Source organism: Streptomyces sp. NPDC058284 (genome assembly GCF_042881135.1).
In the GTDB taxonomy this organism is placed as follows: domain Bacteria; phylum Actinomycetota; class Actinomycetes; order Streptomycetales; family Streptomycetaceae; genus Streptomyces.
The window spans coordinates 1-16070 of the sequence record NZ_JBHVYE010000029.1 but is presented as its reverse complement, the minus strand read 5'-3'; the positions used below and the strand labels follow the sequence as shown (position 1 = coordinate 16070).

Here is a 16070-nt window from a genome sequence, read left to right as displayed (position 1 = left end):
GCCTAGGCGCGTTGTGCGCCCCGTGAGCCGGGTTGTTCGCGCGACCTAGGCAGCGGTCTACCTAGGTGCGCCGGGGGCGGGCCCTGTCAGCCCAACCAGCCGGGGCGCACAAGGCCCGACTCGTACGCGATCACGACCATCTGAGCGCGGTCGCGTACCCCCAGCTTCGTCATCGCACGTGAGACGTGCGTTTTCGCGGTGAGCGGGCTGACCACGAGGCGGCGGGCGATCTCCTCGTTGGAGAGACCGATGCCGACCAGGGCCATCACCTCGCGTTCCCGCTCTGTCAGTTCACCGAGGGCACCGACGGCCGCAGGTTCCTTGGAGCGCGCCGCGAACTCGGCGATGAGGCGGCGCGTCACGCCCGGCGAGAGCAGCGCGTCCCCGTCGACCACCGCCCGCACCGCCCGCAGGAGTTCGTCCGGCTCGGTGTCCTTGACCAGGAAGCCGGAGGCCCCGGAACGGATCGCCTCGAAGACGTACTCGTCCAGTTCGAAGGTGGTGAGCATGACCACCTTCACGTCGTCGAGGCCGGGCTCGCCGGTGATCCGGCGGGTGGCGGCGAGACCGTCGAGCAACGGCATGCGGATGTCCATCAGAACGACGTCGGGACGCAGTTCGCGCACCATCCGCACGGCCTGTTCGCCGTCGGCGGCCTCACCCGTGACCTCGATGTCCGGCTGCGCGCCGAGTAGCGCCTTGAAGCCTGCCCTGACCAGGGACTGGTCGTCGGCGAGCAGTACGCGGATCACTGGTCCTCCCGAGGTGCGGTGCGGGCCCTTGGTTCACGGCCCGCCGCCAAGGGAAGCACGGCGGTCACGCGGAAGCCGCCGTCGGGCCGCGGGCCCGCCTCGATCGTGCCGTCGAGGGCGGCGGCACGCTCCCGCATCCCGGCGAGTCCGTTGCCGCTGCCGCCCGCGTCGGCGCCGGTGGACGGTCCTTCGTCGTCGATGCGCAGGGTGAGCGAGGCCGCCTCCTGGTGCACCAGCACGCGCGCGTGGCGTGAACCGGAGTGGCGTACGACGTTCGTCAGCGCCTCCTGGACGATGCGGAACGCGGCGAGGTCCGCACCGGGCGGCAGCTTCCCGGTGGCGCCTTCGGTGGTGACGTCGACGGTGAGGCCCGCGCTTGCCGCCTGCTCGACGAGTTCGGGCAGCCGGTCCAGACCGGGCGCCGGGGCGCGGGGCGCGTCCCCCGGCGCGCGCAGGGTGTCGAGGACCTGGCGCACCTCGCCCAGCGCCTCCTTGCTCGCGGCCTTGATGGTGGTCAGTGCGGTGCGGGCCGCTTCCGGGTCGGAGTCGAGCAGGGCCAGGCCGACGCCCGCCTGGACGTTGATGACGGAGATGCTGTGCGCGAGGACGTCGTGCAGCTCCCGCGCCATCCGCAGCCGCTCCTCGTCCGCGCGCCGCCCGGCGGCCCGAGCACGCTCGGCGCGCTCCTTGACCCACTGCTCACGGCGTACGCGGCCGAGCTCGGACACGGCGATGATCGCGACGACCCAGACGGCGCCCGCGATCTCCTCGGCCCACGGGCGGGCACCGTCGTCGCCGGGCGGCAGCCAGCGGTACAGCCAGTGCGCGATCAGCAGATGCCCGGCCCAGAGCCCGCCGACGGCCCCCCAGCCCGCGCGCCGGTGCCCCGCGACGAGCGCGGTGAAGCAAGCCACCGCGACCGCCAGGAGGACGGGGCCGTACGGCAACCCGGCGCCGACGTAGACCAGCGTGAGCCCGGCGGTGGCGAACACGACGGGCACGGGGTGGCGGTGGCGCAGCAGGAGGACCGCCGTGGCCAGGAAGAGCAGCACCCTCGCGTAGGGGTTGAGCGGTTCGCGGCCGGGCTGGCCGTGCTCGGCGAAGCCGGAACCGATCTGCACGAACGCGGTGAGCAGGAAGGTCGTCAGCCAGGGCAGCCGCCGCCGCTCTGTCCGCTCCCCGGTCGCGGAATCCCATGGGTTCCGTGGGTTCCACCAAGGCGGGCCTTGTCGCCACATCGGTGGCCCGCCCCACGCCGGGGCCGGGCCGCCGGTCCTGCGTTCGCGCTGGTCGTCCATGACGGCAACGCTAGACCGCGAGGGCTCGGACGGGCGTCCGACGGGCGTGGTGATCACGCGTACTCCCGCGGGAGTAGCTGTGGGCGTACGGCGCCGTCGGGATGTCACGGCCGGCGGGCGACCCCGGCCGACAAGTGGACGCGGACATCCGTCGTCGCCACGCGGGCACTCCTGGCTCGTCCATGACCTCGGCCAGTCCCGAGCCGCGCCTCAACTCTGCGGCAACAGGCCCACACCATGGCCGAGTTGCGTCACCGCGTGCGCGAAGAACGGCGAGCGGTCCTCAACTAGGCGGTTGTACTGCCCGAACACCTCGAAGCTCACCAGCCCGAACAGCTGCGCCCACGCCGCGACCAGCGCCGTGATCGCAGCCGGTGGCAGATCGGGCGCGACATCCGCCGCGATCCGCTCCCCCTCGGTGCGCAGCGCGCCCCGCACCGGCTGAACGGCGAGTCCCCGGCCTTGATGGGCGTCGCGCACGACGCCGATGAGCAACTGCCCCACGCGCGCGGCAGCCCGAACGGTCGAGTCGGGCGCGCTGTATCCGGGGACGGGCGAGCCGTAGACGAGCGCGTACTCATGCGGATGCTCCAGCGCCCAGGCCCGCACCGCCTCACAGATCACGGTCCACCGGCGAAGGGGTTCTTGCCCGGAGGCGTCCGCGTGCGCGGCCTCGGCGGCGGCGCCGAGGGAGTCGTACGCGTCGATGATGAGTGCGGTCAGGAGGTCGTCGCGGCTCGGGAAGTAGCGGTAGAGCGCGGACGACGCCATGCCGAGCTCTCGGGCTACGGCGCGCAGGGAGAGCTTGGCCGCGCCGTCGGCGGCCAGCTGTCTGCGTGCCTCGTCCTTGATCGCGGCGGTCACTTCTTCGCGGGCACGGGCCCGGGCGCCCTTGGTGGCGCCGACGCTGCTGGTCATGCGGGTCAGTGTGTCATGGGGTGGAAGCGGTGCACGCGGTTGCGTGCGGCGCACACGATAGAGAGCACTGCTCTTGCTTTGGAGTGGCGAACTGGTGCACACTGCTCTCAGGCGAGAGCAGTGCTCTCGACAAGTAGCACTGATCCGAGAGCACTGCTCCGAGAGCCGCCCGCCCCACCAAGCCACGGGAGAGCACCATGTCGTCGACAGCCACCACCTCCTCCGCTTCGACCCGGCCCACGCGCCCCCCGTACTACCTGGCAGGCAGCCGCCTCAACGTCCGGCTCAACGGCGTGATCGGCTGGCTGGCACGGCACGGCGTCAGCCTGGCGGGCAGCGCCGAGCTCTCCGTGCGGGGCCGCAAGAGCGGCCAGATGCAGCGCGTGCCGGTCAACCCGTACACGCACGACGGCGACCGGTGCCAGTACCTCGTATCGGCGCGCGGGCACTCGCAGTGGGTGCGCAATATGCGTGCGGCCGGCGGCGGAGAGTTGCGGGTGGGGCGCAAAATGCGGGTGTTCAGCGCCGCGGAGGTGCCCGACGCGGAGAAGCTGCCGGTTCTGCGCGGCTATCTGGAGCGCTGGGGCTGGCAGGTCAACGAGTACTTCCAGGGCGTGACCTCCGACTCCTCCGACGAGGAGATCCTGGCGGTCGCACCGGACCACCCCGTCTTCCGGATCACCGTGCGCAAGTAGCGCCAGAGCGAGGCCGGGGCCGACGGCCCGGCCCAGACCCTGCCGGCCGCCCGCCAGAGACCATGCCCGCTCAGCACACGATCCGACGTGGCGGACGCCCCGGCCCGGCCCCTACGCCATGACGCGCGGGGCCAAGCCGTCCACGATGAGGCGGAGTCCCGCCTCGAACGCCGATTCGGGATCGACGCGTGGCATGTCGTCCGGCAGGTCCGGGCCGGCGCCGGGACCGGAGTCCGCCTGTTCTTCCAGGACGCTGCCGACCGTGAAGCGGCCGGCCGCCAGCATCGTCATCTGCGCGTCGCGCTCGGGCACGCCGGAGTCGACCAGGAAAGCCAGCTTGTGGCGGATCCGGTCGAGGTCCGCGGTGGGCGTGGAGCCGGCGTGGAGGCGCGCGCCGTCGCGACGCATCAGCAGGGTGCGCCGGAAACTGCGGGTGTTCGCCAGGAACCATTCGCGCCAGTCGTCCCCGGGCATCGGCAGCGGCGCGTTCGCATGGGGCGCCATCGCGGCCTGCGCCATGGCGGCCAGGAGGTCCTTCTTGGTGCGGAAGTACCAGTACAGCGAGGGCTGTTCGACGCCCAGACGCTTCGCCAGTCGCCGCGTACTGACGGCATCCAGGCCCACCTCGTCGAGCAGGTCGAGCGCCTCGGAGACCACGGTCTCACGGTTCATCTTCGTCACGTTGACAATCTATCGCCGATAGAGAACTCTGAGCGGAATCATTCACTGATAGATTTTGGGGTGAGCGCACATGAGACAGGGTTCAAGGACGCGGCCCTTGCGCATCCTCATCGCCGGCGGCGGAGTCGCGGGGCAGGCGCTGGCCTTCTGGCTGACGAGGGGCGGCCACCGCGTGACCGTCGTCGAACGCTTCCCCGCACTGCGGGCCACCGGCGCCCAGGTCGACCTGCGGGGCCAGGGCATCGAGGCCGTCCGCCGCATGGGGCTTCTCGACGACGTCCGGGACAGACTCGTGGACGAGAAGGGCGTCGCCTTCGTCCACGCCCGCGGCAGGGCCCGGGCGACGATCATGGCCAACACCTCCGGGCGGGGCCGCCAGACACTGACGTCCGAGTACGAGATCATGCGTGGCGACCTGGTACGCATCCTCCACGACGCGACCAAGCACGACGTCGAGTACGTCTTCGGCAACAGCGTGAGCGGTTTCGAGCAGGACGAGCACCACGTCGTCGCGCACTTCTCCGACGGGTCGTCCGGCGCGTTCGACCTCCTGGTCGGCGCGGACGGACAGGGATCACGCATCCGTCAAGGAATGCTCCCGGAGGGCTTCGACCCGTATTGGCGGGTCGGCATCCACATGGCGTACTGGTTCGTCCCGCGCATCGATTCCGACAGCGACATCCGGGACACCTATATGGCCCCGGGTGGCCGTCAGATCATGCGCCGCAGCCACAACCCGACCGAGACGCAGGCCTACTTCGTGCTGCGAGAGGCATCGGAGGAAGCCTCGGCGATCCATCGGGCGTCCGTCGAACGTCAGCGGGAGTTCTGGGCGAACAGGTTCCGCGACGCCGGGTGGCAGACCGGGCGCTTCATCGAGGGCATGGGGACCAGTCCCTTCTTCTACTCCCAGGAGATCGCACAGGTGCGCACCGACACCTGGTCCAAGGGCCGCGTGGTCCTGGCCGGGGACGCCGCGCACTGCGCTTCCCCCTATAGCGGCATGGGAGTCTCCGGCGGCCTGGTCGGCGCGTGCGTCCTGGCCGACGAGATCAACCGGCACCCGGACGATCTGCCTACGGCACTGGCGAACTACGACACCGTGCTGCGGCCCTTCGTCAACGAGATCCAGGCCGAGGTCAATCCGCGGCTCCTGCGCCTGGGCATGCCGATGACCCGGGGCGCCATAGAGGCCTTCCAGACGATCACCGCGCTGGCCTGCTTCCTGCACATCCCCGACCTCGCCGCGCGCTGGTCGAAGGAGGACCGCGGCGGCGACTGGCAGCTTCCCCCGAGCCGGGCGCAGGCGGGCTGCTAGGTTCACCGGCATGGCTGAACTCGGACCCGTCACCTGGCCACCCGCCCCGATACGGACCGAACGGCTCATGCTCCGCGAGTCCGAGGGCGGGGATCGGGCGGCGTTCGTCGAGTTGCTCGCGTCGCCGGAGGTGGGCACCTACATCGGTGGCCCTCGGCCGCGCGAGGAGCTCGAGCGCGCGATGCCCGCGGTCCCCGGGCGGCGCCCCGGCCTCTTCGTGATCGAACGCGACGGAGCGATGATCGGCACTGTCGAGTTCAAACGGCGCGACGCGGAGCCCCGGACCCCTGCACGTCCGGAAGCCGGAGAGGCCGAACTTGGCTATCTGCTCCTGCCGCGCGCGTGGGGACACGGATACGCCGCGGAGGCGTGCGCCGCCGCGCTCGACTGGTGCGCCCGCGCGCTGCCCGGCGAACCGGTGGTCCTCTGCACCCAGACCGCCAACGACCGCTCGATGCGTCTCGCGGCGAAGCTGGGCTTCACCGAGGTGCAACGGTACGAGGCGTGGGGCGCCGAACAGTGGATGGGCATCCGGTTCCCCGTCCCGCAGCCCGCTTGAGCCACCGCTTCTCCTGCCCTGCGCGCAAGAAGCCGCTCACCGAATCGGCCGGCTAGCTCGCCCACTCCCGCAGCAGCCTCTCCCGCTCCGCGCCGCGAGGCGTTCCGCCCTCCCGCGCGCGGCCCCACTCCGACATGGCCGCCAGCGTCGTCTCCATCGTCGCGGCGCCCTCCGTGAGGCGGGACAGGAGGGCGCGGGAGAGGTCGACCTCGGTCTGGGGGTAGCCGATGGCCGCGGCTACGTAGGCGCTCAGCTCGTACTCGCCGCGCGCCGATGCCACGCGTACCGTCATCATCGCCGCGGCCTCGTCCACCCGGCCGGGGCTCATGGGCAGGGCAAGCTCCTTGACCGTTCCCAGAGCCACGGACGTGACCGCGCCGACCCGCCGCATCAGGGACTTCACCGGGACGTCCGCCACCGTCAGGGCGTGCACGTCCTCCCACGGGTGGAGACCGGACTGACCGTCGCCGAGGGCCACCACCCCCTGCGGGGTCAGGCGTACCCCGGGAGCCAGACCGGACGGCTTCGCGCCCACGTACACGTCGCCCTCGGCGATCCAGAACAGGCCGATCATGGCCATGTGTTGCTCACTTCTCCCGATATCCCGACGACAGCTGCGCCGCCGTCATCACCTCGTGCGCGGGGGCCCGCGTCGTCTAGCGTTCCCGTGCCTGCAAGACACGGCCCACCATGGGGTGGGTGCGGACCAGCTCGGCCAGCGTCGTCGAGCCGCGCGTGATCCTCGCGAACGCGTTCCACGCGGGGCGGAAGGTCGTGATCGCCGTGTGCACCATGCCGGGGCGGCGCTCGAAGGCCTTGAGCAGGCGGCGCCCGACGCTCATCTCCACGCCGAGGCCCGCCTTGACGGCGAAGGCGTAGTTCAACGCCTGGCGGCGGGCGTCCACCGCGTCGTGCGCCTCCGCGATCCGCACGGCCCACTCCCCCGCGAGCCGGCCGGAGCGCAGCGCGAAGGAGATGCCCTCGCGGGTCCACGGCTCCAGGAGTCCCGCGGCGTCACCGCAGACCAGGACCCGGCCGCGCGAGAGCGGCGAGTCGTCACTGCGGCAGCGCGTCAGGTGCCCCGAGGAGATGCTCGGCTCGAAGCCCGCGAGGCCGAGCCGGGCGATGAAGTCCTCCAAGTACCTCTTGGTGGCCGCGCCTTCGCCGCGCGCGGAGATCACGCCGACGGTGAGGGTGTCGCCCTTGGGGAAGACCCAGCCGTAACTGCCCGGCATCGGCCCCCAGTCGATGAGCGCCCGTCCGGCCCAGTCCTCCGCGACGGTCTCCGGCACCGGGATCTCGGCCTCCAGGCCGAGGTCGACCTGGTCGACCTTCACGCCGACATGTGCCCCTATGCGGCTGGCGCTGCCGTCGGCACCGACGACGGCGCGCGCGAGGACCCTCTCGCCGCCCTGCAGCACGACGGCCACGGTGCGCCGGTCGGGCACCTCGGGGCCGTGCTGCTCCACGCGCGCGACGGTGGCACCGGTGCGCAGCTCGGCGCCCGCCTTCTGGGCGTGCTCGACGAGCTGCTGGTCGAACTCGGGGCGGTTGACGAGCCCGAAGAGCATCTGGCGGGAGCGGCGGGTGCGCGTGTACTTGCCGTCGAGGGAGAACGTCACCGCGTGCACGCGGTCCCGCAGAGGCAGTTCGAAGCCGGGCGGCAGCGAGTCGCGCGAAGGGCCGATGATGCCGCCGCCGCACGTCTTGTAGCGCGGGATGTCGGCTTTCTCCAGAAGGAGCACCGTGCGTCCCGCGACGGCTGCCGCATAGGCCGCGGAGGCCCCGGCGGGGCCGGCTCCGACCACGACGACGTCCCACACGTGCCGGGTGTCGTCCGCTGAGTTCTCGCTGCTCACGTTGGTCTACCGCTCCTGATCCCGCTGTTGGCCGCGCTTTCCTCAGGCATCCTACGGCGGAGGCCCGCGGGCCCCTCCTGTGGGAGGATCACATCTACCCACATGTACAACGTCGCACCTATGAGGAGCGTGCCCATGTCGCCGGATCCGATCGCCGAGACCGTCGCCTCACTGATGCCGAGGGCGAAGGCGGAGCTCACCGAACTGGTGGCCTTCAAGTCGGTGGCGGACTTCGACCAGTTCCCGAAGAGCGAGAGCGAGGCCGCGGCCGGGTGGGTCGCGGACGCGCTGCGCGCCGAGGGCTTCCAGGACGTCGCGCTGCTCGACACCCCGGACGGCACGCAGTCGGTGTACGGCTTCCTGCCGGGCCCCGAGGGCGCGCCGACGGTCCTCCTCTACGCGCACTACGACGTGCAGCCGCCGCTCGACGAGGCCGCGTGGGCCACGCCGCCCTTCGAGCTGACCGAGCGCGACGGCCGCTGGTACGGCCGGGGCAGCGCCGACTGCAAGGGCGGCGTCATCATGCACCTGCTCGCGCTGCGCGCCCTGAAGGCGAACGGCGGCGTCCCCGTGCACGTGAAGGTGATCGCGGAGGGGTCGGAGGAGCAGGGCACGGGCGGCCTCGAGCGGTACGCGGAGGAACACCCCGAGCTGCTCGCCGCCGACACGATCATCATCGGTGACGCGGGCAACTTCCGGGTCGGTCTGCCGACGGTGACGTCGACGCTCCGCGGCATGACGCTCGTCCGCGTCAGCGTCGACACCCTCGAAGGGAACCTGCACTCCGGGCAGTTCGGCGGCGCCGCCCCGGACGCGCTCGGCGCACTGGTGCGCACGCTGGACTCGCTGCGCGCCGAGGACGGTTCGACGACGGTCGACGGTCTGACGAGCGACGCCGCCTGGGACGGACTGCAGTACGAGGAGGCCTCGTTCCGCAAGGACGCGAAGGTCCTCGACGGCGTCGAACTCATCGGTGAGGGCACCGTCGCCGACCGCATCTGGGCCCGCCCCGCCGTCACGGTCCTCGGCATCGACTGCCCGCCGGTGGTCGGTGCGACGCCGTCGGTGCAAGCGGCGGCGCGGGCGCTGATCAGTCTGCGGGTGCCGCCGGGCGTGGACGCCGCCGAGGCGACGAAGCTGCTGCGGGCGCACCTGGAGGCGCACACTCCGTGGGGCGCGCGGGTACGCACGGAGCAGATCGGTCAGGGCCAGCCGTTCCGCGCGGACACGACGAGCCCGGCGTACGCGGCGATGGCCGAGGCGATGAGCGAGGCGTACCCGGGCGAGGAGATGCAGTACGCGGGCCAGGGCGGCTCGATCCCGCTCTGCAACACCCTCTCGGCGCTCTACCCGCGGGCCGAGATCCTGCTGATCGGCCTGAGCGAGCCGGAGGCGCAGATCCACGCGGTGAACGAGAGCGTGTCGCCGCAGGAGCTCGAGCGGCTCTCGGTGGCCGAGGCGCTGTTCCTGCGGAAGTACGCGGCGAGCTGACCGGCTCCGACCGGGGCGGGCGCATGGCCGGCAGCCGAGCGCCCGCCCCGGCCCCGCCCGGCGTGCCGGGTACTGAATCCGCGTACCGCGCGGCAAGGAACGTCAGGTGTCGAAGCGGCGGCGGGCGGCCTCGATGTGACCGAGGTACTGGTGCGTCCAGCCGCACATTCCGTCGACCGTGGCGCGCAGGGCCCGGCCCGGCTCGGTGAGGGTGTACTCGACCCGGGGCGGCACCGTGGGGTGGACGGTCCGCTCGACCAGGCCGTAGCGCTCCAGCATGCGCAGGTTCTGGGTGAGCATCTTGTGGCTGACGCCCTCGACCTCGTTCCGCAACTCGCTGAAGCGCAGCGTCCGTTCGCCGAGGGCCTCGATGATCAGGAACGCCCACTTGTTGGCGACGTCCGAGAAGATCTCCCGCGCCAGGGAGTCCGCGCGCCTCAGGTCCGCGTCTTCGGGCGAGCCCGTGTACCGCTTGGTCACCATGGGGTTCCTCGGTCGCTTGAACGTGCGTTCTGCCGGATACGCGCCCACTCTCCTATGGTTCCCGGGTAACCACAAGAGAGTATGCGGGCGTCGCTCCGGAGCGCATGGCTACCCGCTGACGGGGACGCCCGCCTCCAGGTAGAGCGCGGCGCCGCGTTCGCGTGCGCGCAGCGCCCAGCGCAGTCGTTCGTAGCGCACGGCGGGCAGGAGTTCGGCGGCCTCCTGCTCGGTGACGAAGCGCCAGCCGCGCAGTTCCGGGCCGGGAAGCAGCATGCGGCGGGCATCCTCGCCCTGGAGCCTGCCGCCGTCGAAGAGGAGGCGCATGCCTCCGTAGCCGGGCGGCTGCGGCGGTTCCCAGTCGGCCACCAGCAGGCGCGGGGTGCGGTCGAGCCGGATGCCGGTCTCCTCCGCCACTTCGCGTACGCCCGCGCGCGCGGGAGCCTCGCCGGGCTCGACGACTCCGCCCGGGAACTCCCAGCCCGCCTTGTACGTCGGGTCGACGAGCAGCACGCGGTCCTGCTCGTCGAAGAGCAGTACGCCCGCGGCGAGGGTCTCCGAGGTGGGCTCCGGGGTCTGCACGATGTCGCACACGGAGGCGCTCTCGGTGCGGACGGCTTCGGCGACGCGTTCGGCGGTCTCGTACGGGGTGAGGGAGCTGGTGTCGATGCGGTGGGCGTCGGCGTCCAGCCAGGCGGCGCGGGCGGCGAGGTACGGCTCGATGTGGTCGAAGGACCACTGGCGCACGCGCAGGTCCCCGTCGGGCTGGTCCGGGGGCACGTCGCGGCCCGATATTCGCTCGCGCAGGATCGTTTCGTCCGGGGCGAGCAGTACGTGGCGCACGGGGATCCTGCGCGCGGCGAGACCGCCGAAGATCTCGTCGCGGTACTCCTGGCGCAGCAGCGTCATCGGCACCACGAGGGTGCCGCCCACCTCGGCGTGCAGGGCGGCGGCGGTGTCGATGACGAGGCGGCGCCAGATCGGCAGGTCCTGACAGTCGCTCACCTCGTCGAGGCGCTTGGGCGGCAGCAGGTACGGCAGTGCGCCGCCGATGACCTCGGGGTCGAAGAGTGTGCTGTTCGGGATCAGCTCGATCAGTTCCCGCGCGGCGCTGGTCTTGCCCGCACCGAACGTGCCGTTGATCCAGACGATCACGGTTCCCCCTCTTCTGTTGGCCCCCTGTGGCTTGCCCGTAACACCCTGCCATGGAAACCCGGCACTGATGGGAGCGGAGTGGTCCGCGGCATACGGGTGTCAGGCCACCCCCACACTTCCCCCCTGACTCAACAGCAGGCATTCCGTCAAGGCGCTTCCGTAATCTTCACCCCAACGCGTGGCGAACTCCTTGCATGAAACGTTCCGGCACTCCGAACCGCTCCGGACCCCGCTAGCGTTTCACCACAGGCACCCCGGCCCCCGGTGACTCGCACAGCGGACACTTCGGCTTGGCCGCGCTTTTCGGAGCACTTCGGCCCGGCGCTGGGGGGGTACATGCGACAGGACACACTGAGCGAATTCACCTGCGAGGACTCGGATCGACCGCCTCGGGTGTACGGCCTCGACCACGCGGTCGTGGTCGAACTGCACGGCGAGATCGACGTCGTCACCTTTCACGGATCGGCGCCGCTCCTCGACGCCGTGGCGGCGGGGCCGGAGCCGCTCGTCATCATCGACCTCACACAGGTCGACTTCCTCGACTGCTCCGGCCTCGCCCTGCTGATGCGGGTCCGCCGTCGGGTGACCGACAGAGGCGGCCGCCTTCGCCTCGTCTGCACCCATCCGCTGACGCTGCGCGTCATGCGGGTCACGGGCCTCACGTCACTCCTGGCCCCGGCACCGACGCTCGGCGCGGCGCTGCTCGAACCGCCGGAGTCTCCGGAGTCCGCGGAGTCCCCGGAGTCCGCGGAGGACGGGGAGAGCTGACGCACCGACGGGATCCGGCGTGGGATCCGGCGGACGCCGCGTACGCCATCGGCCGGTCCCCGGCAGGGCGCACCGGATTGCGAGGGGGCTGCGAACATAATGCTGCCCATGAGCGACTCCGCACCGCCCGGCGGCACCGGTAAGGACACGGGCAGGGGCAGTACCAGGACCAGCGGCAGAGGCCGGCTCGCGCACAGTCTGGTGCCCATGACCGGGCGTGATCCTGAAGAGCACGAGCGGGCCTCCTCGCCGTTGGAGCTCCTGTTCGACCTGACCTTCGTGGTCGCGGTCGGCACGGCCGCCTCGCACTTCGCCGAGATGGCCGCCGAGGGGCATCCGGGGCAGGCGGTCACCGCGTTCGTCCTGGCGATGTTCGCGATCAGTGTCGCCTGGATCAGCTTCAGCTGGTTCGCCTCCGCCTTCGGCACCGACGACTGGCTGTACCGGGCCCTGACGATGGTGCAGATGGTCGGCGTCGTCGTGTTCTCCCTGGGACTGCCGGCGATGTTCCACTCCGTCGAGGAAGGGGGCCATCTCGAACTGCGCGTCATGGTGATCGGCTACATCGTCATGCGTGTCGCGATGGTCCTGCAGTGGTGGCGCGCCGCCCGCGAGTCCGCAGCGTTCCACGACGTCGGCAGGGCGAACATCCGCTGGACCGTGATCGCCCAGCTCGGCTGGGTCGTGGTCGCCTTCACCCCGCTGCCGCTCGCGGCCGTCTTCATCGCCTTCGTCCTGCTCGGCGCGCTGGAACTGGGCCTGCCGGTGCTCACGCAGGGCAGCGCGGGCGGGACGCCGTGGCACCCCCACCATGTCGCCGAGCGCTACGGCCTGTTCGCCATCATCGTGCTCGGCGAGGGCGTCGTCGGCACCGTCGCCTCCTCCGGCGACCTCCTCGGCGGCGCGGACGGGATGGACTGGAGCGGGAACGCCATCGCCGTCGTCATCGCCGGCGTCGGACTGACCTTCGGCATGTGGTGGGTGTACTTCGCCACGCCCTTCGGTGACATCCTCGTGCACCGCCGCGGGCGCGGGTACCTCTTCGGCTACGGTCACATTCCGCTGTTCATCGGGATCGCCGGCGCGGGCGCCGGACTGCACGTGGCGGGCCTGAAGCTGGAGCACCACTCCGAACTCGGCCATGTCGCGGTCGTCCTGTCCCTGGCGCTCCCGGTCGGCCTCTTCCTGCTCATGGTCTACCTGCTGCACACCTTGCTGATGTCCACCGCGGACCGCTTCCACCTGCTCCTGATCTCCCTGACCCTCGCCGTCCTGGTCCTGGCCGTCGTACTGGCCGCGGCGGGAGTCGCGATCGCCGTGTGCCTGCTGATCGTCATGGTCGCCCCCTTCCTCACCGTCGTCGGCTACGAAACGGTCGGCCACCGCCACCAGCAGCGGATGCTGGAAGAGCTCCGTACGCGGGACAGTTGACTGGGGCTCGGCGTCCACACCAGCGCAGGCACCAAGACCGGCAACCCCGCCGTCGACCAGAACTCGTTGGGCAGACAGGGCGAGGTCGTCACGTCGGACGGCGGGGACGACGGGGGTTCAAAGACAGGCTCTAAGCGGGCGCCCGGATCGTACGCCTCTTCGCCACGGACGCCGCGGACGGTATCGACTCGGACCACGGCGACTGGGCGGAGCCCACGCTCAGTTGCTGAGGGGCAGAAGAGAACCCTCAGCAAAGGCCGTAGGGGCTGGGTGAGTCGGCTGAGGCGGGAGGGGCGGGGCAGAGGCGTCGCCCCCCTCACCTCACCCGCCCACCGCGGACCGCAGGTCCACCGCCGCGCTCGGCTCGATGTCGAGCGCGGCCGCCGCCGCTCCCACCAGACCCGCGTCCGTGCCCATCAGCGCGGGCGCCACGGTCAGCCGTTGCACGAAGGAGAGCGCGGCGTAGTCCCGCAGGGCCCTGCGCAGCGGCGCGAAGAGGACCTCGCCCGCCTTCGCCACTCCCCCGCCGATCACCGCGATGTCGATCTCGACGAGCGTGGCCGTGGCGGCGATGCCCGCGGCCAGGGCCTGTGCCGCCCGCTCGAAGGAAGCGACGGCGACCGGGTCCCCGGCGCGCGCGGCGGTCGCCACCGCGGCCGCCGATGTGTCGCCGTCGGGGCCAGGAAGCCAGCCGTTCCGCACGGCGCGGCCTGCGATGTTCGGGCCACTGGCGATCCGCTCGACACAGCCGCGCGCACCGCACGGGCAGGGGTCACCGTCGAGGTCCACGCTGATGTGGCCGATGTGACCCGCGTTGCCGGTGGGGCCCGGGTGCAGCTTGCCGCCGAGGACGAGGCCACCGCCGACGCCCGTGGACACGACCATGCACAGCGCGTTGTCGTGGCCGCGGGCCGCGCCCTGCCAGTGCTCGGCCGCGGTCATCGCCACGCCGTCGCCGACCAGGGCGACGGGGAGGCCGCCGGTGACCGCGCGGACCCGGTCGACCAGCGGGTAGCCGCGCCAGCCGGGGACGTTGACGGGGCTGACCGTGCCGGCCGACGCGTCGACGGGTCCCGCGCTGCCGATGCCCACGGCCGACGCCCTGCCCCACAGCTCGCCGGAGGTCAGCTCGCCGAGGACCCCCTCGACCGCCCGCATCACCGTGTCGCCGTCCTCACGCGCGGGTGTCGGCCGCTGCGCGCGCTGGAGGATCCGGCCGCGGCCGTCCACCAGGGCTCCGGCGATCTTGGTGCCGCCGATGTCGAGGGCGGCGACGAGGTCCATGTGCATCTGTGTCGGGTCTCCTGGTGTATCGGCAGGCCGGAGAGTGCGAAGGTCAGTCTCCCCCGCATCTGACAACGTTGTCCAGGCCCTATGCTCGACGCCACATGCTCATGGACAGCCCCCGTGGAAGAAGCGTGGATGTCCCATGGGGAGCTCGTGGACGACTCCGTGGACGACTTCGTACGACAGGACAGGACAGCGCACCGTGGCCGAGACCGCCGCCCGACGACCCGAGAACCGTTACGGCAACCGGCCGACCATGAAGGACGTCGCCGCGCGCGCGGGAGTCGGCCTGAAGACCGTCTCCCGCGTGGTCAACGGCGAGCCGGGCGTCACGCCCGACACCGAACGCCGCGTCCAGGAGGCCATCGAAGCCCTGGGCTTTCGCCGCAACGACAGCGCGCGCGTGCTGCGCAAGGGCCGCACCGCGAGCATCGGCCTCGTCCTCGAGGACCTCGCCGACCCCTTCTACGGCCCGCTGAGCCGCGCCGTGGAAGAGGTCGCCCGGGCGCACGGCGCGCTGCTCATCAACGGATCGAGCGCCGAGGACCCCGAGCGCGAGCAGGAACTGGTGCTCGCGCTGTGCGCCCGGCGCGTGGACGGGCTCGTGGTGATTCCGGCCGGTGACGACCACCGCTATCTGGAGCCGGAGATCGCCGCCGGCGTCGCCACCGTCTTCGTCGACCGGCCCGCCGGCCGCATCGACGCCGATGTGGTGCTCTCCGACAGCTTCGGCGGCGCGCGGGACGGTGTCGCGCACCTCATCGCCCACGGCCACCGCCGCATCGGCTTCATCGGCGATCAGCCGCGCATCCACACCGCCATAGAACGGCTGCGCGGTTACCGTGCGGCGATGGAGGACGCGGGCATCCCGGTGGACGAGGAGTGGGTCTCGCTCGGCGTCACCGATCCGGAGCGGGTGCGTACGGCGGCCGAGACGATGCTGAGCGGCCCCGGCGCGGTCACGGCGATCTTCGCGGGCAACAACCGTGTGACGGTGACGGTCGTACGCGTCCTGGCCGCGCTCGACCGCCCGGTGGCGCTGGTCGGCTTCGACGACATCGAGCTCGCGGATCTGCTGAGTCCGGGCGTGACCGTCGTCGCGCAGGACGCGGCGCAGCTGGGCAGGACGGCGGCGGAGCGGCTGTTCCGGCAGCTCGACGGTGTCGCGGAGGCGCCGGAGCGGGTCGAGCTGCCGACGCGGCTCATCACTCGCGGCTCGGGCGAGCTGCCACCGGCCGGCTGAAGGACGGGCTCTGAGCGTTCGACCGCTCCAAGGCACGCGTCTCAGAGCCTGTGTCATATCCCCGGTCGGATCAGTGGGCGTCGTCTGGTGCGTGCGATCGCAAGGCGCCGGGAAGTCCTCGGTGGGGGTCCCCCC

General features: G+C 71.7%; 17 protein-coding genes. 8 read left to right on the top strand and 9 right to left on the bottom strand.

Translation table 11 applies throughout. The annotated features are described in order from the left end of the window. Positions 1 to 86: 86 nt before the first annotated feature. From ACFVYR_RS30820 to ACFVYR_RS30810, 3 genes are all read right to left on the bottom strand, one after another. Positions 87 to 752 (bottom strand): response regulator, encoded by a 666-nt coding sequence (locus ACFVYR_RS30820; protein WP_384263127.1) that lies wholly within the window; start codon positions 750 to 752, stop codon positions 87 to 89. Beyond that, complete coding sequence (locus ACFVYR_RS30815; protein WP_384263130.1) at positions 749 to 2050, bottom strand: sensor histidine kinase; 1302 nt, start codon at positions 2048 to 2050, stop codon at positions 749 to 751. Before ACFVYR_RS30815 ends, ACFVYR_RS30820 begins: the two co-directional genes overlap by 4 nt. A 210-nt stretch (positions 2051 to 2260) precedes the next feature. Next, positions 2261 to 2968, bottom strand: coding sequence for a TetR/AcrR family transcriptional regulator (locus ACFVYR_RS30810; protein ID WP_384263133.1), 708 nt, complete (start codon positions 2966 to 2968; stop codon positions 2261 to 2263). Between the two features lie 197 nt (positions 2969 to 3165). On the opposite strand from ACFVYR_RS30810, the gene ACFVYR_RS30805 reads away from it, so the two are divergent. After that, on the top strand, positions 3166 to 3663 hold the full coding sequence (locus ACFVYR_RS30805) for a nitroreductase family deazaflavin-dependent oxidoreductase (protein ID WP_384263136.1): 498 nt from the start codon (positions 3166 to 3168) through the stop codon (positions 3661 to 3663). Between the two features lie 111 nt (positions 3664 to 3774). Here ACFVYR_RS30805 and ACFVYR_RS30800 read toward each other — a convergent pair whose 3' ends face one another. Next, positions 3775 to 4335, bottom strand: coding sequence for a TetR/AcrR family transcriptional regulator C-terminal domain-containing protein (locus tag ACFVYR_RS30800; protein WP_384263169.1), 561 nt, complete (start codon positions 4333 to 4335; stop codon positions 3775 to 3777). Between the two features lie 106 nt (positions 4336 to 4441). Between ACFVYR_RS30800 and ACFVYR_RS30795 the strand changes: the two genes are divergently transcribed. Both ACFVYR_RS30795 and ACFVYR_RS30790 read left to right on the top strand, forming a co-directional pair. Further along, positions 4442 to 5662, top strand: coding sequence for an FAD-dependent monooxygenase (locus ACFVYR_RS30795; RefSeq protein WP_384263139.1), 1221 nt, complete (start codon positions 4442 to 4444; stop codon positions 5660 to 5662). 10 nt (positions 5663 to 5672) lie between these two features. Continuing rightward, positions 5673 to 6221, top strand: a complete 549-nt coding sequence (locus ACFVYR_RS30790; protein WP_384263142.1) for a GNAT family N-acetyltransferase — start codon at positions 5673 to 5675, stop codon at positions 6219 to 6221. A gap of 52 nt (positions 6222 to 6273) precedes the next feature. Here ACFVYR_RS30790 and ACFVYR_RS30785 read toward each other — a convergent pair whose 3' ends face one another. Beyond that, on the bottom strand, positions 6274 to 6801 hold the full coding sequence (locus ACFVYR_RS30785; RefSeq protein ID WP_384263145.1) for a hypothetical protein: 528 nt from the start codon (positions 6799 to 6801) through the stop codon (positions 6274 to 6276). A 76-nt stretch (positions 6802 to 6877) separates the two neighbouring features. Beyond that, on the bottom strand, positions 6878 to 8080 hold the full coding sequence (locus ACFVYR_RS30780) for a geranylgeranyl reductase family protein (RefSeq protein ID WP_384263148.1): 1203 nt from the start codon (positions 8078 to 8080) through the stop codon (positions 6878 to 6880). A gap of 135 nt (positions 8081 to 8215) precedes the next feature. On the opposite strand from ACFVYR_RS30780, the gene ACFVYR_RS30775 reads away from it, so the two are divergent. Beyond that, positions 8216 to 9571 (top strand): dipeptidase, encoded by a 1356-nt coding sequence (locus ACFVYR_RS30775; RefSeq protein ID WP_384263151.1) that lies wholly within the window; start codon positions 8216 to 8218, stop codon positions 9569 to 9571. Between the two features lie 102 nt (positions 9572 to 9673). Here ACFVYR_RS30775 and ACFVYR_RS30770 read toward each other — a convergent pair whose 3' ends face one another. Together ACFVYR_RS30770 and ACFVYR_RS30765 are read right to left on the bottom strand one after the other, a co-directional pair. Beyond that, the gene (locus ACFVYR_RS30770; protein WP_384263154.1) at positions 9674 to 10054 is read right to left on the bottom strand and encodes a winged helix-turn-helix transcriptional regulator; all 381 of its coding nucleotides are present in this window, start codon (positions 10052 to 10054) and stop codon (positions 9674 to 9676) included. 108 nt (positions 10055 to 10162) lie between these two features. Further along, on the bottom strand, positions 10163 to 11206 hold the full coding sequence (locus ACFVYR_RS30765; protein WP_384263157.1) for an NUDIX domain-containing protein: 1044 nt from the start codon (positions 11204 to 11206) through the stop codon (positions 10163 to 10165). A gap of 336 nt (positions 11207 to 11542) precedes the next feature. Here ACFVYR_RS30765 and ACFVYR_RS30760 point away from each other — a divergent pair, with 336 nt between their 5' ends. From ACFVYR_RS30760 to ACFVYR_RS30750, 3 genes are all read left to right on the top strand, one after another. Then, positions 11543 to 11974, top strand: coding sequence for an anti-sigma factor antagonist (locus tag ACFVYR_RS30760; RefSeq protein ID WP_384263160.1), 432 nt, complete (start codon positions 11543 to 11545; stop codon positions 11972 to 11974). Positions 11975 to 12181: 207 nt separating this feature from the next. Next, on the top strand, positions 12182 to 13405 hold the full coding sequence (locus tag ACFVYR_RS30755) for a low temperature requirement protein A (protein ID WP_384263172.1): 1224 nt from the start codon (positions 12182 to 12184) through the stop codon (positions 13403 to 13405). Positions 13406 to 13551: 146 nt separating this feature from the next. Next, on the top strand, positions 13552 to 13635 hold the full coding sequence (locus ACFVYR_RS30750; protein ID WP_384263175.1) for a hypothetical protein: 84 nt from the start codon (positions 13552 to 13554) through the stop codon (positions 13633 to 13635). Positions 13636 to 13726: 91 nt separating this feature from the next. Here the strand turns inward: ACFVYR_RS30750 and ACFVYR_RS30745 are convergent, their stop codons facing one another. Next, entirely contained in the window at positions 13727 to 14695 is a 969-nt protein-coding gene (locus ACFVYR_RS30745; protein ID WP_384263163.1) for an ROK family protein, read from the bottom strand. A gap of 139 nt (positions 14696 to 14834) precedes the next feature. On the opposite strand from ACFVYR_RS30745, the gene ACFVYR_RS30740 reads away from it, so the two are divergent. Beyond that, positions 14835 to 15935: a LacI family DNA-binding transcriptional regulator gene (locus tag ACFVYR_RS30740; RefSeq protein WP_384263166.1), complete on the top strand. Its 1101-nt coding sequence runs from the start codon at positions 14835 to 14837 to the stop codon at positions 15933 to 15935. Positions 15936 to 16070: the final 135 nt, after the last annotated feature.